This is a genomic window from Oceanospirillum sp., assembly GCF_982874595.1.
Map to the genome: position 1 here is coordinate 26,257 of NZ_CEYNZH010000022.1, position 23,618 is coordinate 49,874.

General features: G+C 50.0%; 22 protein-coding genes. 18 read left to right on the forward strand and 4 right to left on the reverse strand.

Annotation, left to right across the window (positions count from 1 at the left end; genetic code table 11):
* Positions 1-174: 174 nt before the first annotated feature.
* Positions 175-1,419, reverse strand: coding sequence for a malic enzyme-like NAD(P)-binding protein (locus AC4GL5_RS10885; RefSeq protein ID WP_490382812.1), 1,245 nt, complete (start codon positions 1,417-1,419; stop codon positions 175-177).
* A 410-nt stretch (positions 1,420-1,829) separates the two neighbouring features.
* Complete coding sequence (gene rpmE, locus AC4GL5_RS10890; protein ID WP_490382813.1) at positions 1,830-2,045, reverse strand: 50S ribosomal protein L31; 216 nt, start codon at positions 2,043-2,045, stop codon at positions 1,830-1,832.
* Between the two features lie 199 nt (positions 2,046-2,244).
* Between rpmE and AC4GL5_RS10895 the strand changes: the two genes are divergently transcribed.
* The 16 genes from AC4GL5_RS10895 to AC4GL5_RS10970 all read left to right on the forward strand — a co-directional run bounded on the left by AC4GL5_RS10895 (position 2,245) and on the right by AC4GL5_RS10970 (position 18,263).
* Positions 2,245-4,491, forward strand: coding sequence for a primosomal protein N' (locus AC4GL5_RS10895; RefSeq protein WP_490382814.1), 2,247 nt, complete (start codon positions 2,245-2,247; stop codon positions 4,489-4,491).
* Between the two features lie 161 nt (positions 4,492-4,652).
* Positions 4,653-6,413: an arginine--tRNA ligase gene (argS, locus tag AC4GL5_RS10900; protein WP_490382815.1), complete on the forward strand. Its 1,761-nt coding sequence runs from the start codon at positions 4,653-4,655 to the stop codon at positions 6,411-6,413.
* A 5-nt stretch (positions 6,414-6,418) separates the two neighbouring features.
* On the forward strand, positions 6,419-7,003 hold the full coding sequence (locus AC4GL5_RS10905) for an SPOR domain-containing protein (protein WP_490382816.1): 585 nt from the start codon (positions 6,419-6,421) through the stop codon (positions 7,001-7,003).
* A 309-nt stretch (positions 7,004-7,312) separates the two neighbouring features.
* Entirely contained in the window at positions 7,313-7,837 is a 525-nt protein-coding gene (gene hslV / locus AC4GL5_RS10910; protein WP_490382817.1) for an ATP-dependent protease subunit HslV, read from the forward strand.
* 101 nt (positions 7,838-7,938) lie between these two features.
* A complete protein-coding gene (gene hslU, locus AC4GL5_RS10915; RefSeq protein WP_490382818.1) occupies positions 7,939-9,264 on the forward strand; it encodes an ATP-dependent protease ATPase subunit HslU in 1,326 nt (441 codons plus the stop codon).
* Between the two features lie 107 nt (positions 9,265-9,371).
* Complete coding sequence (locus AC4GL5_RS10920) at positions 9,372-9,764, forward strand: gamma-butyrobetaine hydroxylase family protein (RefSeq protein ID WP_490382819.1); 393 nt, start codon at positions 9,372-9,374, stop codon at positions 9,762-9,764.
* Between the two features lie 109 nt (positions 9,765-9,873).
* Positions 9,874-10,635, forward strand: coding sequence for a bifunctional demethylmenaquinone methyltransferase/2-methoxy-6-polyprenyl-1,4-benzoquinol methylase UbiE (gene ubiE, locus AC4GL5_RS10925; protein WP_490382820.1), 762 nt, complete (start codon positions 9,874-9,876; stop codon positions 10,633-10,635).
* A gap of 1 nt (position 10,636) precedes the next feature.
* Positions 10,637-11,365: a ubiquinone biosynthesis accessory factor UbiJ gene (locus AC4GL5_RS10930; RefSeq protein WP_490382821.1), complete on the forward strand. Its 729-nt coding sequence runs from the start codon at positions 10,637-10,639 to the stop codon at positions 11,363-11,365.
* 12 nt (positions 11,366-11,377) lie between these two features.
* Positions 11,378-13,009 (forward strand): ubiquinone biosynthesis regulatory protein kinase UbiB, encoded by a 1,632-nt coding sequence (ubiB, locus tag AC4GL5_RS10935; protein WP_490382822.1) that lies wholly within the window; start codon positions 11,378-11,380, stop codon positions 13,007-13,009.
* Between the two features lie 195 nt (positions 13,010-13,204).
* Positions 13,205-13,534 carry a phosphoribosyl-ATP diphosphatase gene (locus tag AC4GL5_RS10940; RefSeq protein ID WP_490382823.1) on the forward strand — a complete coding sequence of 110 codons (330 nt, stop codon included), beginning with the start codon at positions 13,205-13,207 and terminating at the stop codon, positions 13,532-13,534.
* A gap of 124 nt (positions 13,535-13,658) precedes the next feature.
* Entirely contained in the window at positions 13,659-13,901 is a 243-nt protein-coding gene (tatA, locus tag AC4GL5_RS10945) for a Sec-independent protein translocase subunit TatA (RefSeq protein ID WP_078320711.1), read from the forward strand.
* A gap of 17 nt (positions 13,902-13,918) precedes the next feature.
* The gene (gene tatB, locus AC4GL5_RS10950; RefSeq protein ID WP_490382824.1) at positions 13,919-14,347 is read left to right on the forward strand and encodes a Sec-independent protein translocase protein TatB; all 429 of its coding nucleotides are present in this window, start codon (positions 13,919-13,921) and stop codon (positions 14,345-14,347) included.
* A 2-nt stretch (positions 14,348-14,349) separates the two neighbouring features.
* Positions 14,350-15,159: a twin-arginine translocase subunit TatC gene (gene tatC, locus AC4GL5_RS10955; RefSeq protein WP_490382825.1), complete on the forward strand. Its 810-nt coding sequence runs from the start codon at positions 14,350-14,352 to the stop codon at positions 15,157-15,159.
* Between the two features lie 277 nt (positions 15,160-15,436).
* Positions 15,437-16,210 carry an oxygen-binding di-iron domain-containing protein gene (locus tag AC4GL5_RS10960; protein ID WP_490382826.1) on the forward strand — a complete coding sequence of 258 codons (774 nt, stop codon included), beginning with the start codon at positions 15,437-15,439 and terminating at the stop codon, positions 16,208-16,210.
* A gap of 40 nt (positions 16,211-16,250) precedes the next feature.
* Entirely contained in the window at positions 16,251-17,045 is a 795-nt protein-coding gene (locus AC4GL5_RS10965) for an oxygen-binding di-iron domain-containing protein (protein ID WP_490382827.1), read from the forward strand.
* Positions 17,046-17,075: 30 nt separating this feature from the next.
* Positions 17,076-18,263 (forward strand): HD-GYP domain-containing protein, encoded by a 1,188-nt coding sequence (locus AC4GL5_RS10970; RefSeq protein ID WP_490382828.1) that lies wholly within the window; start codon positions 17,076-17,078, stop codon positions 18,261-18,263.
* Here AC4GL5_RS10970 and elbB read toward each other — a convergent pair whose 3' ends face one another.
* Positions 18,264-18,920, reverse strand: a complete 657-nt coding sequence (elbB, locus tag AC4GL5_RS10975) for an isoprenoid biosynthesis glyoxalase ElbB (protein ID WP_490382829.1) — start codon at positions 18,918-18,920, stop codon at positions 18,264-18,266. It abuts the gene before it with no gap.
* A gap of 127 nt (positions 18,921-19,047) precedes the next feature.
* Entirely contained in the window at positions 19,048-19,845 is a 798-nt protein-coding gene (locus tag AC4GL5_RS10980) for a sterol desaturase family protein (RefSeq protein ID WP_490382830.1), read from the reverse strand.
* Between the two features lie 291 nt (positions 19,846-20,136).
* Between AC4GL5_RS10980 and hemB the strand changes: the two genes are divergently transcribed.
* Together hemB and ppk1 are read left to right on the forward strand one after the other, a co-directional pair.
* Positions 20,137-21,144 (forward strand): porphobilinogen synthase, encoded by a 1,008-nt coding sequence (gene hemB, locus AC4GL5_RS10985; RefSeq protein ID WP_490382831.1) that lies wholly within the window; start codon positions 20,137-20,139, stop codon positions 21,142-21,144.
* Positions 21,145-21,186: 42 nt separating this feature from the next.
* On the forward strand, positions 21,187-23,400 hold the full coding sequence (gene ppk1, locus AC4GL5_RS10990; protein WP_490382832.1) for a polyphosphate kinase 1: 2,214 nt from the start codon (positions 21,187-21,189) through the stop codon (positions 23,398-23,400).
* Positions 23,401-23,618: the final 218 nt, after the last annotated feature.

Consider the following 23,618-nt stretch of genomic DNA (forward strand, 5'->3'; position numbering starts at 1 on the left):
AACGCTGGAAATTTTTGCTCGTCATAGAAACATCAAGGCTGGCATGAGATATCCCAAACGAAAAACGGCACCCTTGTGGGGTGCCGTTTTTTTGTGCCGGAACAAATGTCGGTGGGACATTCTCAAGCAAAAAGCACCTGAATATCAGGTGCTTTTTTTGTGTGCTGTGCTGTCTTACAGAGGGTAGTGCTCTGGATAAGGCAGGCGTGCAACGCCGGAATCAACCGCTGCTTTAGCAACAGCGGCAGAAACCGCGCCCAGCAGACGGGAATCTGTTGGCTTAGGAATGATGTAATCCGGGCCAAACTCCAGCTTGATGCCGTCGTATGCGTCGGTTACTTCCTGAGTTACCGGCTCTTTGGCCAGATCTTTAATCGCGTGAGCAGCAGCAACTTTCATCTCTTCGTTGATGCGGCTGGCGCGAACGTCCAGAGCGCCACGGAAGATGAATGGGAAGCCCAGTACGTTGTTTACCTGGTTCGGATAGTCAGAACGGCCGGTTGCCATGATCAGATCGTCACGGGTCGCGTTAGCCAGCTCAGGGCTGATTTCCGGATCAGGGTTAGAACATGCGAATACGATCGGCTTAGGTGCCATTTTAGCCAGTTGCTCAGCAGCCAGCAGGTTTGGACCAGACAGACCAACAAATACGTCAGCACCGTCAATTGCATCGTCCAGAGTGCGCTTGTCAGTATCGTTAGCAAACATCGCTTTGTACTGGTTCAGGTCATCACGACCGGTGTGGATAACACCTTTACGATCCAGCATGTAGATGTTTTCGATCTTAGCGCCACAGCTAACCAGAAGCTTCATGCAGGCAACAGCGGCAGCGCCGGCACCCAGGCATACAACTTTAGCTTCTTCGATGGATTTGCCCTGAACTTCCAGAGCATTCAGCATGCCTGCAGCGGTTACAATTGCAGTACCGTGTTGGTCATCATGAAACACCGGAATATCGCACTGTTCAATCAGAGCGCGTTCAATTTCAAAGCACTCAGGTGCTTTGATGTCTTCCAGGTTGATGCCGCCCCACGTATCAGCGATACGGGCAACGGTGTCGATGAAAGCCTGTGGGCTTTCAGCATTAACTTCGATATCAACAGAGTTGATGTTTGCGAAACGCTTGAACAGAAGACTTTTACCTTCCATTACAGGTTTGCTGGCCAGAGGGCCAAGGTTACCCAGGCCCAGAATTGCTGAGCCATCAGAAATTACCGCAACCAGGTTGCCCTTGCCGGTATAACGGTAGGCATGTTCAGGATCTTTTGCGATCTCACGTACCGGCTCTGCAACGCCTGGGCTGTAAGCCAGGGACAGGTGACGTGCGGTTTCTGCAGGCTTGCTGATCTCGATGCTCAGTTTTCCTGGAGTAGGATTGGCATGATAGTCCAGCGCAGCTTTTTTCATTTCGTCTGACATTAGAAAAGTTCCGGTTGTTAGGGTTTAGCACCTCCAGAGCATATAGAAAAAAAACCAGCCGAACAAGGCAGATATTAAACAAAAGTCAAAGAACTTTTTTTACAAAAAAAATGGGCTTTTATGAGTAAAAACACTATCGAAATCAGAATGTTGTAATTTGACTACGGTGCTTTTCAGAGGGTGTCTCAGGGGGTGATATGAGGCAGGAACTGTTACTTTTTATAGTAGTAAAAAAGTTCTTTCAGAAATAAGGCTACAGGAACTCCTGGGTCACTTTTACTGTGTCTGACGTCTTGCTGCTATTTCAGAATAAGGTTGTCGTCAAAGTAAGAGAGGGGGACTTGGTAGGAGGGAATCCGGTCATAAAAAAAGCAGCCGTTTGGCTGCTTTTTTGTCCGATAAAGAAGAACTTAGCTCTTCTTGATACGGCTTGCGAAACGCTGCTTGAAGCGATCAACACGGCCGCCAGTAGAAGCTTGCTTCTGCTTACCGGTGTAGAAAGGGTGGCACTGAGAGCAAACGTCCAAGTGCAGTGGCTTAGCCAGGGTAGAGCGCAGTTGGAAAGTGTGACCGCAGCTGCAAGTTGCAGTTACATCGTTGTACTCTGGGTGAATACCTTGTTTCATTTTAAGAACCTCAATTAAGTTTGAACCGCCACCTGGTCTTTGCCGGGCACCGTTCAGGGTCTGTACAGATTAACCGGTTATTCTTTGCAGGCGCTTCAACTATAGCCATGACCGCATCAAAATGGGTCACTGAATAGGATGAGCCTTATAAGAAGGTGAGGCATAATAGCAGAGATTTTTTCTGAGGCAAGAGGTAAGCATGACCTCATTATTTGACGATGAGCTACCTGTCATTCGTGTTGCGTTACCCGTGCCGTTAACGCGCTGTTTCGATTATATTTTACCGCCTAACTTACAGAATGCTTACCTGCCGTTAGGGGCGCGGGTTCGGGTACCTTATCGCAATAAAACCCTGGTCGGTGTGGTGATGGAACGTCAGGTCACACCGGATGTGCCTCTGAATAAACTGAAACCACTGTCTGAGCTGATTGATGATGCTTCTCTGCTGGATGATCACCAGCGCGCCCTGGCGCAGTGGCTGGCGCGCTATTGTCATGGCCCTATCGGTGAAGTGATCAGCATGATGTTGCCGACCCTGCTCAGGCAGGGTGCCGCAGCACACATTCAGGAAGAGACCTATTGGCTGGCGACCCAGAGCGGGCGATCTCTGGAGCCGGAGAAGATGAGTCGTGCGCCTAAGCAGGCTGAACTGCTCAGGGCGTTACAGAAACATCAGCAGCCGGTAGCCGCCACGATGTTGCGCTCACTGGGATTCACCTCGGCACAGATGGCAGCGCTGGAAGACAAGGGGCTGGCGGAGCGTTATCAGCAGTCCCGCCATCTTGAGGGACGGTCCGATGAACCTCGTCAGGTGTTGGCTGAAATTCCCTTGCAGCTGAATGAAGACCAGAAAACGGCGGTTGATGCGGTATCAGAGCGTTTGTCTGATCCGGATGTGTTTCTGTTGGAGGGCATCACCGGCAGTGGTAAGACTGAAGTTTATCTGCAGATAATAGAAGCAGTATTAAAGCAGGGGGGACAGGTGCTGGTACTGGTGCCTGAAATCGGCCTTGCACCGCAAACCGTTAACCGTTTTAAAAAGCGCTTCTCTGTACCTGTTATGACACTGCATTCCGGTCTGAATGATAAAGAGCGGCTGGATGCCTGGTTGCTGGCGCGGGATGGTCGGGCAGGAGTATTGATCGGGACGCGCTCGGCAGCCGTCACGCCCTTTAAGGATCTGGGGCTGATCGTCGTCGATGAAGAGCATGATGCCTCTTATAAACAGGGCGACGGTATCCGTTACTCTGCCCGGGATCTGGCAATTGTTCGCGGTAAAATGCTGGGTTGTCCCGTGGTTCTCGGGTCGGCGACCCCCTCCCTTGAAACTTTGCACAATGCGATCGAAGAACGCTACCGCTGGTTAAAACTGACTCAGCGGGCGGGTGCCAGTGTGCAGCTGCCGGATATCTACCTGCATGATATCCAGAATAAGAAACTCACCAACGGCATCGATGGCGGTTTGCTGCAGGTGATGCGGACTCATCTTCAGCAGGGCGGACAGGTATTGGCCTTTATTAACCGCCGTGGTTTTGCCCCTGCGTTGATGTGTCACGATTGTGGTTGGGTCTCTGATTGCCCCTTCTGCGATGCCCGTATGACCTTGCACCGTGAACCGCCGCGTCTGCATTGTCATCACTGTGACAGCGTCACCGCTATCCCTCATCAGTGTCCCAAGTGTTTTGCCTCAGAGTTGAAGCCGGTGGGTTCCGGTACCGAGCGCATGGAAGAAACGCTGGAAAATGCCTTTAAAGACTGGCCGGTATTTCGGGTGGATCGGGATACGGTCAGCAAGAAAGGTATGATGGAAAAGCTGCTTGCTAAGGTGAATCAGGAGGACCCCTGCGTTTTGGTGGGCACTCAGATGTTAGCCAAAGGACATCACTTTCCGGCGGTTTCTCTGGTTGTCGTGCTGGATGCCGATGGTGGCTTTTACAGCTCCGATTTTCGCGGACTTGAACGGATGGGGCAGTTGCTGACGCAGGTTGCGGGTCGTGCCGGTCGTGAAAGCCGCAAAGGCAAGGTGGTGGTGCAGACCCACCGGCCGGATGATCCTTTGCTGAAATTGCTGGCGCAACATGATTACCGGGCGTTCTCCCGTTGTTTGCTGGAAGAGCGTCAGGAGGCATTGCTGCCTCCCTATTCGTTTATGGCGATTATTCGCGCCGAGGCCAATCACAGTGATCTGGTGGCCAGCTTTCTGACGGAAGTGGTTCAGGCCGCTGAACCGGTGACGTCTCAGATCGAGGGTTTGGAGGTCACGGGACCGGTACCGTCACCCATGGAGCGTCGCTTTGGCCGTTATCATATGCAGATCTGGCTGATTTGTGATCGTCGCGCACCTTTGCATCAGGGGATTGCCTGTCTGCTGGATCTGATCAACCAGCATCCGTTGCAGCGTAAGGTGCGCTGGTCACTGGATGTGGATCCGCAGGAGCTGATCTGATTCCTTGGTCCGTCGTTTAACTTTTATTACGTAAAAGCATCGTTTTGAGGTTAACAGACGCCGGAATAAAGATGATAATGTCAGGTTATTGATTATTAAGTGGGTCGAGGCCGTGAGCGGCTTCGCACAGTAAATTTTTTGGTTAGCAGATCCGGACTCAAATGAAAGAACATATTGCTGAATTAATTGGTGCCGCCATTGACTCTCTGAAGCAGCAGGGGATCCTGCCAGCTGATCTGTCACCGCGAATCATGGTGGAAAACACCAAAGATAAAGCACACGGCGACTTCGCGACCAATATCGCGCTGATGCTGGCCAAGCCAGCGGGCTGTGCACCGCGTGAGCTGGCTCAGAAGCTGGTTGATGCGCTGCCGCAAAGCAGCAATGTGACTCAGGTGGATATTGCTGGTCCCGGCTTTATCAACTTCTTTGTCAGCGCGGCGACCATCACCGCGGTTGTTGGCGATGTGCTGACTCAGAAAGATGCTTTCGGCCTGAGTAACGTCGGTGGCAACCAGAAGATTCAGGTGGAATTTGTTTCGGCTAACCCGACCGGTCCTCTGCACGTAGGCCATGGCCGTGGCGCAGCTTATGGTGCGACTGTATCTGATTTTCTGGCGGCTGCGGGCTTTGATGTTCACCGTGAATACTACGTCAACGATGCTGGCCGTCAGATGGATATTCTGGCAACAAGTGTGTGGCTGCGTTATCTCGAAGCAAACGGTGTAGCCTTTGATTTCCCAAGCAACGGCTATAAAGGCAGCTACATTCTGGATATCTCCAGGAAGGTACAGGATCAGTTTGCTGACAGCCTGATCCGCGATGCGGCTGATGTTTTTGCCGGTGTACCTGCGGATGAGCCAAAAGGTGGCGATAAAGAAGCGCATATCGATGGTCTGATCGCCCAGGCGAAAGCGCTGCTGGGTGCAGAAACCTATGAGCAGGTATTTGATATCGCGCTGGAAGATATCCGTGGTGATATCGAGCAGGATCTGGGCGAGTTTGGTGTTCAGTATCAACAGTGGTTCTCAGAGCGCTCTCTGACTCGTGGTGGTGATGTTGAAACCGCGCTGAAAAAGCTGACTGATGCTGGTCATATCTACGAAGAAAATGGTGCTCAGTGGTTCCGTTCTACTGCCTTCGGTGACGACAAAGATCGTTGCGTCGTGCGTGATAATGGCATGACGACCTACTTCGCTTCCGATATCGCCTACATGCACAACAAGTTTGAGCGTGGTTACGACAAGCTGCTGTACGTATTCGGTGCTGACCACCACGGCTACCTGCCACGTCTGAAGGCGGTATGTCAGGCGCTGGGTTACCCGTTGGAGAAGCTGGACTTCCGTCTGGTTCAGTTCGCGATTCTGTATCGTGGTTCTGAGCGTGTGCAGATGTCGACCCGTTCCGGTTCTTTCGTGACCCTGCGTGAACTGCGCGGTGAAGTGGGGAATGATGCGGCGCGTTTCTTCTATGTGAGCCGTAAGTCCGATCAGCACATGGACTTTGATCTGGATCTGGCGAAATCCCAGTCCAAAGACAATCCGGTTTACTACATCCAGTATGCTCGTGCCCGTGTTTGCAGTGTGATGCGTAAACTCGCAGAGCATAACTGGAAATTTGATCAGGCTGCCGGTCTTGCCGCGTTGGAAAAACTGGATAGCGATTACGAAAAAGATCTGATGGTGGCGTTGGCGCGTTATCCTGAGGTTCTGGAAAACTGCGCACTGAACTACGAGCCGCACGTTATGGCACAGTTCCTTAAGGATCTGGCATCTGATTTCCACACCTGGTACAACGCACTGAAAGTACTGGAAGAGGATGCGGAGATCCGCAATGCTCGTCTGGCACTGAGTGAAGCAGTGGGGCAGGTGTTGGCAAACGGTCTGGGTTTGTTGGGTGTGAGTGCACCCGAGGAGATGTAAACATTATGAGCAGGGACTTCGCCCAGAAATCACCAAAACGGGGTGGCGCTTCCCCCCGTCAGGAAGAAGAGGTAGTTGCACAACGTCGTGAATTGCCTGCATGGAGCTGGCTGATTTTTGGCGTTGTACTGGGTTTTGGTCTGTCGGAATGGATGGACGAAGATCCGGTAGCCCCTGCTCCGCGAATGGCCGCGGTGCCTGCGGCTCCTGCTCAGCCTGCCCCTGAAGCTGAAACGCCTCAGGATGCGGAACGTAAGCGTTTTGACTTCTACAATCTGCTGCCGCAACAGGAAGTAACGACTGATCCGGTGGAAGAGTATAAATCGACCCCTCGTGATGCGGAAAACCTGCCGGAGTATATTCTGCAGGTGGGTTCCTTCCGGGCGATGCCTGATGCAGAGCGTTTGGCGGATAAGCTGAAAGGTGATGGTTATCCGGCGATGATCTCCAGTACCGAAACATCCAGTGGCACCTGGCACCGGGTGCGTATCGGCCCTTTCAAGGATCGCCGTAAACTGAACATGGCGCAGGATGCCATGGCTCGACAAAATATTCAGTCGTTACTGATACGTCTGCCACCTCAGCAGTGATGTTTTGATTGCCATTGGATGGTGGATATATCGGTCATTAAAAGCCGTTAATTACTCTCACAGAGGGTCGTTAGCGGCTTTTTACGTTTCAGGGGCTTAAAAGCTTGAAATTTTTGCTGCTTACCACCATCTAAAATCGTTCTGAAGGTAAAACACCTTTTCAACCGTTTTCAGGTTGGTTTCCCTCTCGGGTAAGTGGTATCGGTTTGTATGAAGTGGGAAGCCGACACATGTTTCTGAATAAGGTGGCCGGTCTTTAAAAGCTGTTTTTTAAGATCGATACCTTTTCAAATCTATTTGGAGTAGCAGATGACTACGATTGTAGCTGTACGTCGTGACAATCAAGTGGTACTGGGCGGTGACGGTCAGGTATCTCTGGGTAATACCGTAATGAAAGGCAATGCGCGTAAAGTGCGTCGCCTTTACCGTAATCAGGTACTGGCTGGTTTTGCCGGTGGTACAGCGGATGCTTTCACTCTGTTCGAGCGCTTTGAAGCTCAGCTGGAAAAACACTCAGGACAGCTGACCCGTGCTGCTGTTGAGATGGCGAAAGACTGGCGTACCGACCGTGCCCTGCGTCGCCTTGAAGCGATGCTGATTGTGGCGGATCACACGGCAACGCTGGTGATTTCAGGTACCGGTGATGTGGTGGAACCTGAGCATGGTGTGGTATCGATTGGTTCCGGTGGCAACTTCGCGCTGGCGGCTGGTCGCGCTCTGCATGAAAACACGGATCTGAGTGCCCAGGAGATTGTTGAGAAAAGCCTGCAGATGGCGGGTGATATCTGTGTCTTCACCAACCACTCGCCAACGATTGAAGAGCTGTCCTGGTAATTGATGCTGATCATGGATGAAGAGGTCGCCCTGATGATCGCCAGCGTTACCGGCAACAGGGCGTCAGAAACCGAATTTTAAAATTTAAAAGAGTAGCAGTTATGTCTCAGATGACACCTCGTGAAATTGTTTCCGAACTGGACCGTTTTATTGTTGGTCAGGCCGATGCCAAGCGCGCTGTGGCGATCGCCCTGCGTAACCGCTGGCGTCGTATGCAGCTGGATCCTGAGCTGCGCACCGAAGTTACCCCTAAGAATATTCTGATGATCGGCCCGACCGGTGTGGGTAAAACCGAGATCGCCCGTCGTCTGGCGAAGCTGGCCAACGCGCCGTTTATCAAGGTAGAAGCCACCAAATTTACCGAAGTGGGTTATGTCGGTCGTGATGTGGAAACCATCATCCGCGATCTGACCGATATGGCGATGAAGATGCTGCGGGAGCAGGAAGTGAAGCGTGTCCGCTTCCGTGCTGAAGAAGCCGCCGAAGAGCGTATTCTGGACGCCTTGCTGCCACCGGCCCGTGCGGGTTTCGGTGAGGAAGAGCCTGCCCGTGACAGTTCAACCCGTCAGGTCTTCCGCAAGAAACTGCGTGAAGGCGATCTGGACGACAAAGAGATTGAGATCGATGTTGCGGCACCCCAGGTGGGTGTAGAAATCATGGCACCTCCGGGCATGGAGGAGATGACGAATCAGCTGCAGAGCATGTTCTCTAACCTGTCTAACGAGCGTACCAAGAAGCGTAAGCTGAAGGTTAAAGATGCGCTGCGTCAGGCAACGGATGAAGAGGCTGCTAAGCTGGTTAACGAAGATGAGCTGAAGTCTCAGGTTGTGGATGCGGTTGAGCAGAACGGTATCGTCTTTATTGACGAGATTGATAAAGTTGCTAAGCGTGGTGAATCCGGTGGCGCTGATGTTTCCCGCGAGGGTGTGCAGCGTGATCTGCTGCCGATGATTGAAGGCAGCACGGTTTCCACTAAGCACGGCATGGTTAAAACAGACCATATTCTGTTTATCGCTTCCGGTGCTTTCCATCTGAGCAAGCCTTCTGACCTGATTCCTGAGCTGCAGGGTCGTTTGCCGATTCGTGTTGAACTGAGCGCTCTGACACCGGATGATTTCAAGCGCATTCTGACCGAGCCAAGTGCTGCATTGACCGTTCAGTATCAGGAATTGATGAAGACTGAAGGCCTGGAGATCGAATTTACCGAAGATGGTATCAGCCGCATCGCTGAGATCGCTTATCAGGTGAATGAAGGTACAGAGAATATCGGTGCCCGTCGTCTGCATACCGTGATGGAGCGCCTGCTGGAAAGCATCTCTTTTGAGGCTGCTGATATTCAGGACAAGGTAATCATCGATACTGACTACGTTAATAAGCAGCTCAATGATCTGGCGATGGACGAGGATCTGAGTCGCTTTATTCTTTAAAAGCTGATCAGATGATAAGCCGGTTGAAAACAACCGGCTTTTTTCGTTCTAAACCCTGTAATGTTAAGCCGTTTACCAGCAGCCTTACTGGCGGCGGAGGAAAATGTATGAGCCGTACCGATACGCCACTCCCGATTAATATTAACTACCGAAAGTCCGCCAATTTGCTGGAGCTGAGCTATGCAGATGGCACTGTTCTGGAGCTGGAAGCGGAGCTGCTTCGGGTATATTCGCCTTCCGCTGAAGTTCGGGGGCACGGCGCTGGACAGGAAAAACTGCAGATCGGTAAGAAAGATGTTCGTATTCTGGATATTCAGCCTTCCGGTAGTTATGCCATCAAAATCTGCTTTGATGATGGTCACGATTCTGGGCTTTATGCCTGGGAGTATCTCTATGAGCTGGGTTCCCACAAAGAGGCGTTTTGGAAAGATTATCTGCGCCGTATCGAAGAAGCAGGGGCCAGCCGCGAGCCGTCACTGATCTCTATCAAACAATTGTAGCCTCACCCTGGCGGGGCAGAGTTTAGCCCCGCCTATCGCACGGTCAGGCAAAGACAAACCGCCCGGTCCGGTTTACAATGTCGCCAATTTTGAATGCATAGGTTGTGTCATGTCTGAGTCAGAAAAGGAAAATCAAACCACCCACTTTGGTTATCAGCAGGTTGGTGTTGAAGAGAAGGCGGGTAAAGTAGCTGAGGTTTTTCACTCAGTGGCCGCAAAATATGACCTGATGAATGATCTGATGTCCATGGGGGTTCACCGCCTGTGGAAGCGTATGACCATTGAGATGAGTGGCGTACGTCAGGGAAATACCGTGTTGGATATTGCCGGTGGTACCGGTGACCTGACGCTGAAGTTTTCCCGTCTTGTCGGCAAAGATGGCCGTGTGGTTCTGGCGGATATTAACGACTCCATGCTGAAAGTGGGTCGTGACAAGCTGCTGGACAAGGGTTGCAGTGGCAACGTCGAGTTTGTTCAGGCGAATGCTGAATGTCTGCCATTCCCGGATAACACCTTTGACTGTATCACCATCGCGTTTGGTCTGCGTAATGTGACCGATAAAGACAAAGCGCTGCGCTCCATGGCGCGAATCCTGAAACCGGGTGGCCGTTTGCTGGTTCTGGAGTTCTCCAAACCAACCAACCCTGTCATGAGCAAACTTTACGATACCTACTCGTTCACTGCGCTGCCGTTTATGGGCAAGCTGGTAACGAATGATGCCGAAAGTTATCGCTATCTGGCGGAGTCGATCCGTATGCACCCTGATCAGGAAACCCTGAAGGGCATGATGGAAGATGCCGGTCTGTCCCGCGTGGAATACCACAATATGACCAGCGGCGTTGTGGCGCTGCACCGTGGCGTAAAACTCTGATATGTCCATCGGCCTGCCTACAGGAATGCTGCTGCACGGCGCGTTGGAAAGTGCCGAGCAGCTGATCAATCCTCTGCTCAAGCGTGATGCTGCCGCACTGGAACAGCTGGCGGCGATCGCCGGAAAAGTGGTGCGGGTTCGCTGCACCCAGCCTGAGATCGTGCTACTGATCTGGCCTTCAGCTCAGGGGCTGCATTTTGAGCTGGATAGCTCTTTGGATTGGGAGGGGCGGGCTTCGGAAGGCGCGGAAGCCGGGCTACAGGTCGATGCCGGTGTCGAAGGCAGCCTGAATGACTTTGCCCGTTTTATGCTCGCCGGTGACCGTCGGGAAGCGCTTCTGTTTGAAGGGGCGCTAACACTGCGGGGGGATACCGGACTGGTGCGTAAGCTGCAGCAGATCACCTCATCGCTGGATCTTGATCTGGCGCCTGTCAGCGAAAAAGTGATCGGTGTTGTACCGACTGCTATTTTGTCTGCTCCTTTAGCCGGTCTTGCCCGCTGGCGCGCCGGTTTGGGGAAAACCGCCATGCAGGATTGGCAGGAATATCTGCAATATGAGCTGGCACTGTTACCTCCCGAGACCGAGCAGAAAGGTTTCAGTGATGGCGTATTGAATGTGCGTCGCCGTGTCGACCGTCTTAATGCCCGTGTTGAACGCCTGCAGCAACAGATTCAGTCGCTGTCTGTTGAACTGCCCGATCATCCATCCCCGTCAGAATCACATTCATAAACCGGAGTCACTGTGTCCCGTCTGCTTCGTCTGTTTAAAATCATTTTTGTCTTCAGTCGTTACCGCTTAGACAGCCTGATTCCGGAAGATCGTCTGCCCTGGTTTGCTGTTTTACTGCTGCGCCTTAATCCGATGCGTCTGCTACCCGTGGGTAAAAAAAGCCGGGGGGAACGTTTACGGCTGGCGTTAGAAGAGCTGGGGCCTATTTTCATCAAGTTTGGCCAGATGCTGTCTACCCGACGGGACCTGCTGCCGGATGATGTAGCAGATGAGCTGAAAAAGCTGCAGGATCAGGTGCCGCCTTTCGCCAGCGATGTCGCGGTGAAGGAGATTGAATCGGCCCTTGGTATGTCCGTCGATGGGCTGTTCAAAACATTTGAACGGGACCCCATGGCTTCCGCTTCTATGGCTCAGGTACATGCTGCACAGCTGAACACCGGCGAGCAGGTGGTGGTAAAGGTGATCCGGCCTGGTATCCGCAAGGTTTTGAAAAAAGACGTTAAGCTGCTCTATACCTTAGCCTATAGTCTGAACTACTGGGTGCCGGAGGCCCGTCGTTTGCATCCGGTAGCGATTGTTAAAGATTACGAATCAACCTTGTTTGATGAGCTGGATCTGCAGAAAGAAGCCGCCAATACCTCTCAGCTGCGTCGTAACTTTGAAGGTTCATCGGCCCTTTACGTACCACAGGTTTATTGGGAGATGACCCGCCGGAATGTGATGGTTCAGGAGCGTATCTACGGAATTCCCGTGGCAGAAGTGGATGCTCTGATTGCTAACGGTACGGATATGAAGAAGCTTGCGGAACGCGGTGTCGAGGTGTTCTTTACTCAGGTCTTCCGCGACAACTTTTTCCATGCCGATATGCATCCCGGCAATATATTTATCTCTGAAAAACAACCGAATGACCCGCAATATATTGGCATTGACTGTGGCATTGTGGGGAGCCTTTCCGAAGAAGATCAGCACTATCTGGCCCGTAATCTGCTGGCATTTTTCCGTCAGGATTATTACGAAGTCGCCCGTCTGCATATTGAGTCAGGATGGGTTGGTGAAGGAACGCGGGTGAATGAGTTTGCTACGGCGATCCGCGCGGTGTGTGAACCTATCTTTGAGAAACCATTGAAAGAGATCTCCTTCGGGCAGGTGTTGCTGGGGCTGTTTCAGACCGCCCGACGCTTCAATATGGAAGTTCAGCCGCAGTTGGTGCTGTTGCAGAAAACACTACTGAATATTGAAGGTCTGGGCCGCCAGCTTTACCCGGATCTGGATCTGTGGAGTACGGCCAAGCCGTATCTGGAAAACTGGATGAAAGAGCGGATGGGGCCAAAAGGTGTCTGGAAGAATATTCGCAGTCAGTTCCCTGACTGGATGGAGCAGGCACCTGAACTGCCCAATATGATCTATGGTGCACTGGATCAGGTACGTAAAACCGAAGAACGCCAACACCGTCAGGAAGCCCTGCTGCAGGAACTGGTGGTCAGTTCTAAGACCCGAAGCAAGAAAAAGTCCTCTTCTCTGGGTTGGTTGCTTCTGATCTCAGGTGTCTTTGTCGCCAGTGATGGACTGCCCTGGTTGCAGCAGTTGCCGGTAGCCGCTCAGGCCCTGATGGCTTTGGGTGTTTTTTTCCTCGTACGTCGGTAGATATGGTCAATTCCATCTACTTTTTTAAGCGTGGTGTGCGATGGAAAATTCTATTATGCTTGGTCGTCGGCTTGTTGGCCGATAGTGTCGTAACAACCGTTAGAAAACAGTTATTTAGAACGGCGCGATTTATTCTAATACGGCAGATTTGACTCTGGCGTTTCAAAATAAGCATGCAAATAAAGGTTGAGACTGATGAGTGATGTGTTGCAACAATTAGGTGATATCTTGGCTGAGCGTCGTGATGCGGATCCGGATACCTCTTATGTTGCTCAGCTTCATCATAAGGGCCTGAACAAGATTCTGGAAAAAGTCGGTGAAGAGGCGACAGAAACCATTATCGCTGCCAAGGACGCAGAGCGTTCCGGTGATGTCAGCGATGTGGTTTATGAAACGGCCGACTTATGGTTCCACAGCTTAGTGGCGCTGTCCCATCTGGGACAGTCACCACAAGCCGTTATTGATGAGCTGGCACGCCGCTTTGGTATGTCAGGCATCGAAGAAAAAGCATCCCGCCAGAAGTGATCTGCTTCTGACGTTTCCGTACCTGAATAAGACGGCCGGAAACAGCAGGAAAGAAACAAGAATAAACACTGATTTCAGTGGCTAGCGCCCTGGTGTTAGTTTTGAACTTACGGGAGTAAACACTATGTTAGGTGGTATCAGCATTTGGCAGTTACTGATTGTTCTGGGCATCATTATTCTGATTTTCGGAACCAAGAAACTGCGTAACGTCGGTAGTGATCTGGGTGGTGCCGTGAAAGGTTTTAAAGAAGCGGTAAATAATCCGGACAAAGATGCTGAAAATAAAGAAGATCAGGCTTCTATCGAGAAGAAAGAAGCCGATCAGGTTATCGACAGCACCGCTGAAAAAACTGAACAGAAAAAGTAACTGGGTGAGCCCCGCACATGTTTGATATTGGTTTTTTTGAACTTATCGTCATCGGTATTCTGGCACTTTTAGTGCTGGGGCCGGAGCGTTTGCCGAAAGCAGCCCGCACGGCGGGTATGTGGGTCGGCCGTATCAAGCAGGGGTTCAGCTCGATTCAGCAGGAAGTGAATCAGCAGTTACACATGGAAGAGATGCAGCGTCAGCTTGAGGAAAATCGTCGCAAGCTTGAAGAGACGTTGAGAAAACAGGAACAGGTTATTACTGAGAGCAAAGGCCCGCAGCCGATGACTGGTGATACCGCTGAATCAAAACCAGCGCCTGCGGTCGAGCAGGATGCTCCTGTTACTCAGGTTCGGCCTGAAGATGAAGGGCCTTTTGGCTCCACGCCACCGGCTTCTTCTGCTACCGCTTCTGATAAATCCTCCTCTTCCGATCACAAAGGTTAGTTATGAGTCAAAACGAATCGCCGCAGCTTCCGCCGGTTATTCCAGAGGAAGGTAAACACGCGCCTCTGATTGAGCACCTGATCGAGCTGAGAGGAAAACTTCTGCGCTCGGTGGTGGTGATTCTGGTAGCCTTTTTGGCTTTGTATCCATTTTCTAATGAGCTTTATCTGATCGTCTCTGAACCGCTGCGTGCGCTTTTGCCGCCGGGTACTCAGATGATCGCAACGGAAGTGGCTTCCCCCTTCCTGGCTCCTTTTAAGCTGACATTGGTCACCGCTCTTTTTGCTGCGATCCCTTATGTTCTTTATCAGGTATGGAGTTTTATTGCGCCCGGCCTGTATCAACATGAGAAAAAGATTGCGATGCCCTTGTTGGCATCCAGTGTGATCTTGTTTTATTCCGGTGCTGTATTTGCCTATTACGTCGTTTTCCCCCTGATTTTTGCGTTCTTTACCTCGGCAGGTCCTACGGATATTGCGGTGATGACGGATATCAATTCGTATCTGAATTTTGTCCTCAAGCTATTTTTTGCGTTTGGCGTAGCTTTTGAGATTCCGGTAGCGACTTTTATTCTGGTCTGGACGGGTATCACGACGGTTGAAGCGCTGTCTGAAAAGCGCCCTTATGTGGTGATTTTCTGTTTTGTGATCGGCATGCTGCTGACGCCGCCGGATGTGATCTCTCAGACCCTTCTGGCTGTGCCCATGTGGTTGCTGTTTGAGCTGGGTATTCTGATGTCCCGGTTGGTGAAGCGGTCAGCGGAAAAGTCAAAAGACGAAGCCGGTGAGAATACAGAAAAAGAGTCGCAATAAGCGGCTCTTTTTTTATTGTGATGTCCACTAAAACCTGAAGTAAGCCTTCCGTCAATGTAGGTGTTCTGACTTACGAATGTAAGAGATCTCTGATAGCTCGTGTCTCTTGTTTCAGATCAAGTAAATTTCTTTGTATCTGGTCTTAAATAGACGGCTGCGGCAATTCCCTTAATCTTGTTATTTCTTGTGCTGCAGCTTTAACCAGTCTTTTGCTTTTGGGTGTTTATTTGCCCTCTGGCTGGTCCTTTCTAAATTGCTGATAAGGATATTTTTGATCATGGTTGATCAGAGCAAAATCCTCTACGAAGACGACGACCATCAGGTGATTTGGTTTGGCTGGGAGGATCATGAACATGAATCCCTCGTACAGTCTAACCAGCTTCTGATTATTAATGCTGATAACGCTTATCTGCTTGATCCCGGTGGGGCATTTATCTTTGCCGATGTCGCTGCAGAAGTGAGCAAGTACGTACCTTTAAGTCAGATCCGCTACATCTTGGCGACCCATCAGGATCCCGATGTTTTATCGTCGATAACGCTTTGGCTAAAAGCCACCAGTGCTCGTTTGTTGGTTTCACGTCTCTGGATTCGCTTTGTCTCACACTTCGGTTTCAGTGATAACTCCCGTCTTGTGGCCATTGAAGATAGTGGCAAGCAGATCCGACTTTTAGATGATGAATACATCAAGCTATTACCGGCTCATTTTCTGCACAGTGAGGGTAATTTCTGTTTTTACGACACTCGTTCAAAAACACTGTTTTCCGGTGATATCGGGGCTGCGGTATTTCCTACGGGAGAGCGTTATCTGGAAGTGGATGACTGGGATACCCATCTTAAATACATGGAAGGATTTCACAAAAGATATATGGGTAACAACGTTGCAACCCGCCGTTGGGTGGCGAGTGTTCGTGATCTGGATATTGACCGTATTGTGCCGCAGCACGGTGCCATTATCCCGAAAGAACATGTAAATCAGTTTTTTGACTGGTTGGAGCAGTTGGAATGTGGCACCGACCTGATTGATCAGATCTATGACAATGCGCTGTCCTGATGGGCATTCAGATGGAAAACAATAAGAAATGAGGTGAGCAATGTCTGAGCAGATTACCCGAGTAGATGAAAGTAAGATTCTGTTTGAAGACGATGAGCATCAGGTTGTATGGTTTGGTTGGGAAGAACAGGAGGGTGCAGACTCTTTTGTTCAGACTAACCAGTGCTTGGTGGTAAATAACGATAAAGGGTATTTTTTTGATCCTGGTGGCACTTATGTTTTTCATCATGTGCTGGAAAACATTATGCGGGTTATTAACCCCCGTCAGATCCGCTACCTGTTTGCCACACACCAGGACCCGGATGTCTGTTCGTCGATTCCATACTGGATGAAAACAACGGATGCTGATCTTCTGATCTCGCGTCTTTGGCTGCACTTTGTGTCGCACTTTGGTATGGAAGATGTTGAACGCGTCGTTGCTGTGCCCGATGGTGGTGGCCGGATTAGCCTGGATACCGGTGATTATATTGCGATGATTCCTGCTCACTTTTTGCACAGTGAGGGGAACTTCAGCATCTACGACAGTCGTTCCAAGATTCTATTTTCTGGCGATATTGGCGCGGCCATTTTTCCCCCCGGAAAAAGGACCATGTTTGTGGAAGATTTTGATGCTCATCTTCCCTACATGGAGGGGTTTCATAAGCGTTACATGCACAGTAACCAGGTGTGTGCCCGCTGGGTGGAGCAAGTGCGCCAATTGGATATCAAGATGATTGTGCCCCAGCATGGTTCTATTTTCCCGGAAAATCAGATCGAACGTTTTCTGGGTTGGTTCAGTGAGCTACGTTGTGGCGGTGATTACATTGAACAGATCTACAGGGATGAACGCTTTTAGTAAGCCAGATGCCTGGCAGGAAGTAAGCCTATGATCATGAAGGATTTTGAGCTCAGTTCAATCTCAGCAGATGAACTTGTTGTTAATCAGCCAGTGCCTTGGCCGGTTTACGATGAGTTCGGAAAATTGCTGATGGCGAAAGGCTCTGTGATACGCACGGAACGTCAGAGGGATATTCTGATGCGTGTGGGGCTTTATGCCCGCGAAATCGGTGATGAAGAGGAAGAGGATAAAGTACTCAAGCCTGTTACTTTTAATCGGGCGGTTAATCCATTTGCCGAATTTGAGGATCTTTGCCTGAGGCTCTCAGAGCTTTTCCAGTATATCGAGAAGAAGGAAAATCCACCGGAAGATGCTGTCTACAAGCGCACTATGGGGATTGTCACCTATCTTCAGGGGCTAGTCGCTCATGATGCGGATGCCATGATAGGCGCAGTGCATCTGATCGATAGTTTCCCGTACCACATTCTTCACCCTGTGCAGAGCGCTGTTCTTTGTGAGGTCATCGCTTTGCGGCTTGAGATTGAGCAGGAGAAAAAACTCCCAATGTTGGCTGCAGCACTGACCAGCAATATTGCGATGAATGCTTACCAGGTCAAACTGCACCAGCAAAGAAAGCCTTTAACAGAGCAGCAGCGGGAAGTGATTGAAAAGCATCCGGAAGTGAGCGCTGCCATGCTTGAGTCCGCGAATGTTAATGATAATTACTGGATAAAATTAGTTAAGTGCCATCATGAACGCCCTGATGGCAGTGGTTACCCACGAGGTTTAAAGGCTGAGGCTCTGCCGATTGAGGCAAAGATTATCGCTTTGGCTGATGTGTATTGTGCCATGGTGACACCGCGCCCATATCGTGAGCCTGTCTCTTATAAAGCGACGCTTCGTGAGTTGTTTGTTCAACGTGGAAGAAGTGTCGACGAGCGACTGACGACAATCTTTGTACATGAGCTGGGCCTGTATCCACCGGGTGTGTACGTGAAGCTGCAAAATGGGGAGTTGGCTGTTGTCGTGGGACGGACTCAAAGTCCGAAAGAGCCTTTGGTTGCGAGTGTACGCAAGGCAGACGGAAATATTTTTCTTAGCCCTCGTCGAAGAAATACAGGTATTCGGGAGTTTACGATCCGTTCAACCTGTAGCCAAAAAGACCAGGTTGCCGTGAATCCGGCAACCCTTTGGGGTATTCAGGCGCTTCAAGTGCAGAAAAAACGGGTAATGTGATCAGCTTAGGCTGATCACCTTTTCTACCAGAGCAGCAATTCCCTTTTCTGCTTCTGATATTCGCTTGGCTTCCATATAGGCTGGTGTGGTAACAACCTTATGTTCGAAATCCACGACAATACCGTCAACATTGCAGCCGATATGAACGCCTCCCATGCTGTCGACTTCACCAGAGGTGGCTGCGTCATGGCCTATAGTACAACTGACTCCTTTGCCCAGAATTTTGGGTAGCAGGACAGGGGCGATGCAGATCATACCGATCGGTTTGCGTTGCTCATGAAAACTTCTGATCAGTTCAGCGAAGGGTTCATAGACGTCACATTCACCGGATCTAAAGGCAAAGTCAGAGAGATTTTTTGCGACACCAAATCCCCCGGGGACAATGATGGCGTCAAAATCATTTGCATTGGCTTCCTGTAAGGGCTTGACGTTGCCACGGTTGATGCGACTTGCTTCGGTTAGCACGTTGCGTGTTTCATTCATTGGCTCACCACTTCGGTGATCAATGACATGATGCTGGTCTATATCCGGAGCGAAGCAAGTTGTCTCAGTGCCGTGATGGTCCAGATGCAACAGTGTCAGAGTGGATTCAAAAATTTCTGCGCCATCAAATACTCCGCAACCGGAGAGAATCACTGCAACTTTTTTTGTCTTCATAGTTATCTCCTTAGAGTCAGTTTGCACTGACGCTACAGATTGACTAAGAGTCTTACAATTCTCTTAGATACTTAAAAGGGTCCCCGGAGAATAATCTGACAGGGCTCTGTACGAAAAGTTGTGTTGGTCAGAATTTGACCTTCTGCCTAAGAGCAGAGCCTAATAACCAGAGTAGGTTGTTCGTTGGTAATTTCCCAGCATGAGGCTGACCTATCTTCATTTTTGTATGGCCATCTTTGGGCTGTGAGACGTAACTGGAGAACAGGCGATCCCAAATGCTCAGGTTAAACCCGAAGTTACTGTGCATCTCTTCCGGATAGATAGAGTGGTGTACACGGTGCATGTCTGGAGTGACGAATAGGCGTCTGATCAGACGGTCAGCTTTGTTGGACAGTGCCAGATTAGCATGGTTAAAAAGTGCCATACCGTTTAACAGTATTTCGAATATGATGACTGCCGTGGCCGGTACACCCAGCGTTAGGATGGCTAGGTTTTTGATTAAAACAGAAAGCACAATTTCTATTGGGTGAAAGCGAAGGGCTGTGGATAAGTCATAGTCAGCGTCGTAATGGTGAACCCTGTGTAGTCGCCAAAGCAGAGGAATTCGGTGGAATATTCGGTGCTGCCAGTAGATCAGAGCATCGAGGGAAATTACTGATACAGCCAGTATCAGTATCCATGGCGCATCCACTGTATTGAATAAACCGATGCCGTTTTCAAAAGCCCAGTTTGCAACCGTTACAGGAATGAGTGTACCTAAAGCAAGTCGGACAATCAGACTATCGATAATCACAAGCCCGAAGTTGGTCAGCCATCGATGAGGGGTCGAATAATGAGGTTTTCGACGAGGGAAAGCACTCTGAGCAATCCCTATAATCAGAATCAGGCTCAGGAAGACCGTGAGTCGAATTGTTGATTCATCCATTGGTGACCTCGTTTTCGCATGAATTCGACGGTGCCCTGTTAGCTTTGCCGTGGAATTGGCTAATGGGGGAGCTTAACGGGTTTATCGTTGTCATAGATATGATTTTTATTGGTTGGACTGGTTCCATGTTCTGCCTATGAATTTCCCTACTTGATTTTATGGTGGCCGCGCGTGACCATTAATGAGATAAGTTAATTTTGAACTCTGCTTTTTTGAAATATTTTTGTCATCTTGGTGATGGATACTTTAAAGAGGCAGGTGATTCTCCTTTTTAGTGGAGTATGATACACAGTGTTTAATGCCAGCCAACGTTCGTTTCCGGCAACACGTATGCGTCGAATGCGTGCTGATGATTTTTCCCGTCGTTTAATGCGTGAAAATCATCTGAGTGTTGATGATCTTATTTATCCTGTCTTTGTTTTGGATGGTGAAAACCGTCGTGAAGCCGTTGCTTCAATGCCCGGTGTTGAGCGCCTCAGTCTTGACCTCCTGCTGAAAGAAGCCCGGGAACTGGTTGCTTTGGGAATTCCTGCGATTGCGTTGTTCCCTGTACTGTCTCAGGACGTGAAAAGTGAGTTTGCGGAAGAGGCGTTTAACGCCAATGGCTTAGTTCAGCGCGCGGTTAAAGCACTTAAAGATCAGCATCCTGAGCTAGGCATTATTACCGATGTCGCTCTTGATCCGTACACCATTCATGGGCAGGACGGTATTCTGGATGCCAACGGTTATGTTCTGAATGACCGGACCGTTGAAACCCTGGTTAAACAAGCTCTTTCACATGCTGAAGCAGGAGCCGATGTTGTCGCTCCCTCCGACATGATGGATGGCCGAATCGGTTCAATCCGTGAGGTGCTTGAGCAGGAGAATCTGGTCAACACCCGCATTTTGTCCTATGCCGCAAAATTTGCTTCAGCCTATTACGGACCTTTTCGTGATGCGGTCGGCTCAGCGGGTAATCTCGGGGCTGGCAACAAGTATAGTTACCAGATGGATCCCGCCAACTCTGACGAAGCACTTCATGAAGTGGCTCTGGATCTTGCCGAAGGTGCGGATATGGTGATGGTTAAGCCAGGAATGCCATATCTGGATATTGTTCAGCGGGTTAAAACAGAATTAAAAGTGCCGACCTTTGTTTATCAGGTCAGCGGTGAGTATGCGATGCACATGGCAGCCTTTCAGAATGGTTGGTTGTCAGAGGAGGCTGTTACGCTTGAGTCTCTGATGTGTATTAAGCGTTCAGGTGCGGATGGTATTCTTACCTACTTCGCCAAGCGCGCTGCAATTTTGCTGCAGAAATAACTGAAACGAGGGTGGCTCAGTGAAAACTACGGAGAGTATTCTATGGACCAATCAAATCAAACTGTTTCACCCTCGCCAGAGGATGCATATGCCCAGGACGGCGGCACAGGAAGGCCTATTTTGAGAATCAATCGTTCAGATAGTGGTACACGCGGCAAAACGGCGGGTGATACCGACAACGTCACGAATCTGGATAGTCCTGATCTGTATATCAATCGGGAACTCAGTCATCTTCAGTTTAATATTCGAGTGCTGGAGCAGGCACTCGACACTTCCCATCCAATCCTTAATCGCCTGATGTTTCTGCTGATTTTCAGCAGTAACTTAGATGAATTTTTTGAGATCCGTGTCGCAGGCTTAAAGCGTCAGGTCGCTTTCAGTCGTGAGAAAAGTGATGCGGATGGCATGATGCCGCAAGAGGTGATTCGTCAGATTAATGAGATCTGTCATGATCAGATTGAACGCCAGTATAGGATTCTGAACGATGAACTGATTCCTGCTATGGAACAGGAGGGTATCCGTTTCCTGCGTCGTGATAGCTGGAACAAGAAGCAGGCAGAATGGGTCAAGGATTTTTTCCGTGACCAGATTCAGCCTGTTATCAGTCCTATTGGTCTCGATCCGTCCCACCCATTCCCGCGACTGGTCAACAAAAGCCTTAACTTTATCGTATCCCTTGAAGGTAAAGACGCGTTTGGACGAGAAGGTGGGTTGGCTATTATTCCTGCTCCACGTTCGCTGCCGCGACTGATGCGCGTTCCAGATGAAATTGGCGGTGATGGCGATAACTTTGTTTTCCTTTCTTCTATGATTCACGCTCATGCGGAAGAGCTTTTCCCTGGCATGAAGGTGAAAGGTTGTTTTCAATTCCGCCTGACACGAAACGCAGACCTGATTGTTGATCCTGAAGAAGTGAGTGATCTGGCCAGCGCGTTGAGAGGTGAGTTACTTTCCCGTCGATACGGTGATGCAGTTCGGCTTGAGGTCGTTGAGAACTGTCCTCAGGAATTGATCGATGTTCTGCTGCAGCAGTTTGGTTTGACGGATCAGGAGCTTTACAAGGTCAATGGACCGGTAAACCTGACACGTCTTATGGCGGTAATGGGTGAGCTGGATCGTCCAGGTCTGATGTATCCTCTTTTCACCCCAGGTACTGCCAAGCCCTTGCGTCGTGGTAATAGTATTATTGAAGCGATGCAACAGAATGACATTCTTCTGCAGCATCCCTTCGAATCCTTTACTCCTATTATTGACCTGCTTCGAGAAGCAGCCCGGGACCCAGAGGTTTTAGCGATCAAGCAAACGCTCTATCGGACTGGTGCAGACTCCCAGATCGTCGATGCACTGGTTGATGCAGCCCGTAACAATAAAGAAGTGACCGTTGTTATTGAGCTTCGTGCGCGTTTTGATGAAGCTGACAATTTGCAATTGGCAAGCCGTCTTCAGGAAGCTGGTGCTGTGGTCATCTATGGTGTAGTGGCCTATAAGACGCATGCCAAAATGATGCATATCGTGCGTAGGGAAGGAAACAAGATCCGCCACTACGCCCATCTTGGTACCGGTAACTATCATGCGAAGACTGCTAAGCTTTATACCGATTACAGCTTGCTAACCAGTGACCCCGCGTTGTGTGATGATGTACACAAAGTGTTTTTGCAGCTTTCCGGTATGGGGAAAACCCTGAATATGAAAAAGCTGCTGCATGCTCCGTTTACGTTACAGAAAACACTGGTCGAGAAAATTGAACGCGAAGCTGAGCTTGCTGAGAAAGGAAAGGGAGGGCGTCTGATTTTCAAATGTAACTCCCTAACCGATCCTAAAATGATCAAGGCTTTGTATAAGGCATCTCAGGCGGGTGTTCAGTGCGATCTGATTATTCGGGGCATGTGCTGTCTGCGTCCGGGAATCGAAGGCGTTTCTGAAAATATCACAGTGCGCTCCATCGTCGGTCGCTTCTTAGAGCATACCCGGGTCTATTATTTTGAGAACGGTGGGGATGAAGAGGTTTATTGTGCCAGTGCAGATCTGATGGAGCGAAATCTCTACAAGCGAGTGGAAACCTGTTTCCCTATAACCGCGAAAAAGCTAGCTCAGCGCGTGATTAATGATCTGGAGACCTATCTGCTGGATAATTGCCAGAGCTGGATGCTCCAAACTGACGGTGCATATATTTCTGCCGCAGCTAACAGACAGAAGGAAGCAGAGGAGGTCAGTGCTCAGGAAACGCTGATTGATGCGTATGCCCAGCGCAGCTGACCTTTAGTTTAGAGCCGGACCATCTGCTGAAAAGCCCGACACCGTAAGGTCTCGGGCTTTTCTTTTGCTTGCAAATCGTTAACTCCAATCCTATATCCCATGTCGTGATTTCAGGCTTATTCGTATTATTTTCATTTTTTATGCACTTTTCTCATTTTAGGGCTTGTACTGCCCCGTTTTGTGCGTATAATTCGCCCTCGTTGTCACGGAGCAAGTCT

Bases quoted from the DNA above. Each gene is read 5' to 3' on its own strand.
- AC4GL5_RS10885 (WP_490382812.1), bottom strand. From the start codon at position 1,419: ATGTCAGACGAAATGAAAAAAGCTGCGCTGGACTATCATGCCAATCCT.
- rpmE (WP_490382813.1), bottom strand. From the start codon at position 2,045: ATGAAACAAGGTATTCACCCAGAGTACAACGATGTAACTGCAACTTGC.
- AC4GL5_RS10895 (WP_490382814.1), top strand. From the start codon at position 2,245: ATGACCTCATTATTTGACGATGAGCTACCTGTCATTCGTGTTGCGTTA.
- argS (WP_490382815.1), top strand. From the start codon at position 4,653: ATGAAAGAACATATTGCTGAATTAATTGGTGCCGCCATTGACTCTCTG.
- AC4GL5_RS10905 (WP_490382816.1), top strand. From the start codon at position 6,419: ATGAGCAGGGACTTCGCCCAGAAATCACCAAAACGGGGTGGCGCTTCC.
- hslV (WP_490382817.1), top strand. From the start codon at position 7,313: ATGACTACGATTGTAGCTGTACGTCGTGACAATCAAGTGGTACTGGGC.
- hslU (WP_490382818.1), top strand. From the start codon at position 7,939: ATGTCTCAGATGACACCTCGTGAAATTGTTTCCGAACTGGACCGTTTT.
- AC4GL5_RS10920 (WP_490382819.1), top strand. From the start codon at position 9,372: ATGAGCCGTACCGATACGCCACTCCCGATTAATATTAACTACCGAAAG.
- ubiE (WP_490382820.1), top strand. From the start codon at position 9,874: ATGTCTGAGTCAGAAAAGGAAAATCAAACCACCCACTTTGGTTATCAG.
- AC4GL5_RS10930 (WP_490382821.1), top strand. From the start codon at position 10,637: ATGTCCATCGGCCTGCCTACAGGAATGCTGCTGCACGGCGCGTTGGAA.
- AC4GL5_RS10940 (WP_490382823.1), top strand. From the start codon at position 13,205: ATGAGTGATGTGTTGCAACAATTAGGTGATATCTTGGCTGAGCGTCGT.
- tatA (WP_078320711.1), top strand. From the start codon at position 13,659: ATGTTAGGTGGTATCAGCATTTGGCAGTTACTGATTGTTCTGGGCATC.
- tatB (WP_490382824.1), top strand. From the start codon at position 13,919: ATGTTTGATATTGGTTTTTTTGAACTTATCGTCATCGGTATTCTGGCA.
- tatC (WP_490382825.1), top strand. From the start codon at position 14,350: ATGAGTCAAAACGAATCGCCGCAGCTTCCGCCGGTTATTCCAGAGGAA.
- AC4GL5_RS10960 (WP_490382826.1), top strand. From the start codon at position 15,437: ATGGTTGATCAGAGCAAAATCCTCTACGAAGACGACGACCATCAGGTG.
- AC4GL5_RS10965 (WP_490382827.1), top strand. From the start codon at position 16,251: ATGTCTGAGCAGATTACCCGAGTAGATGAAAGTAAGATTCTGTTTGAA.
- AC4GL5_RS10970 (WP_490382828.1), top strand. From the start codon at position 17,076: ATGATCATGAAGGATTTTGAGCTCAGTTCAATCTCAGCAGATGAACTT.
- elbB (WP_490382829.1), bottom strand. From the start codon at position 18,920: ATGAAGACAAAAAAAGTTGCAGTGATTCTCTCCGGTTGCGGAGTATTT.
- AC4GL5_RS10980 (WP_490382830.1), bottom strand. From the start codon at position 19,845: ATGGATGAATCAACAATTCGACTCACGGTCTTCCTGAGCCTGATTCTG.
- ppk1 (WP_490382832.1), top strand. From the start codon at position 21,187: ATGGACCAATCAAATCAAACTGTTTCACCCTCGCCAGAGGATGCATAT.